The 1,009-nt window shown below is 74.8% G+C and carries 1 pseudogene; it reads left to right on the forward strand.

What is annotated here, in order from left to right:
• Positions 1–1,009, forward strand: a pseudogene (locus C6N75_RS30530) (telomere-associated protein Tap); the annotation flags it as partial.

The raw sequence follows: 1,009 nt of genomic DNA on the forward strand, positions 1-1,009 counted from the left end.
CCCCCCGCGCGAATCCGCGCCGCAGGCCGCCACGGCCGCGTCCCCCGCCCACCAGCACGGCCCGCTGGCCGTCCTGGACGGCGACGGCTGCGCCTACGGCGACGGCGGCCTCGTGCTGGACTGCCCGGCGGCCACCGTCCCCGAACTCGTCGAGTGGACCCTGACGGAGGCCCGGCTCGGCGCCCCGCGGCTGCACCGCCACGGCCAGGACTCCGACCCGCTGATCGTCCTCACCCCGGCCGCCGCCGTCCGCCTCGGGCTTCCCGAACGCCTCGAAGGCCCCGCGGAGCGGCGCAACCTGCGCCTGGCCGACGACCACCCCGTCCTCAAACAACTTGCCAAAGCAAACTGGAAGCTCACCCTCCGGGGCTTCGGCCCCTGGGCCCGCATTTACCGCCCCGCCTCCGCGGGCCGTCGCCGCTGCGTCCAACTCGCCGTGCTGTCCTGGGACGCCCTCGACCCCCGCGCCTGGCCCGGCGTCGCCGACATGGAGCCGGCCGACATCGCCCGGGTCCTGGCCCTCTACACCCGACGGGTCATCACCCCGCGCGGATCGACCGCCGTCTGCGGCCTGGAGCTGATGACCGCGCTACGGCCCCCCACCCGCGCCGTCCAGGACCGCGGCACCGGGCAGTGGGTTCCCGGCCGCCACCCCGGCAGCCTCGGCACCGAACCGATCGACCCGGCCCCGCCCGAAGCCGTCCCCGAGCACCCCGTCGTCGTCAACACCGGCTGGCGCGGCGGCTTCCTCGACGAGGAGGCCTACCAGTGGGTCCGCGACGTCGACCTGCTCTCCGACGCCGAGTGCCTCCTCCCGTACGCCGTCGGCCTCGACCTCAACACCGCCTTCCTCGCCGCCGCCGCGCGCCTCACCGTCGGCCTGTCCGCGCCCGAGCACGTGGTCCACCCCGTCTTCGACAAGAAGATCCCGGGAAGCTGGTACGTCGACCTCAGCCACATCCGGCTCGACCCCCGCCTGCCCAGCCCCCTGTCTCTTATACACATCTCC

This window comes from Streptomyces solincola (assembly GCF_002982015.1).
GTDB classification, from domain to species: Bacteria; Actinomycetota; Actinomycetes; order Streptomycetales; family Streptomycetaceae; genus Streptomyces; species Streptomyces solincola.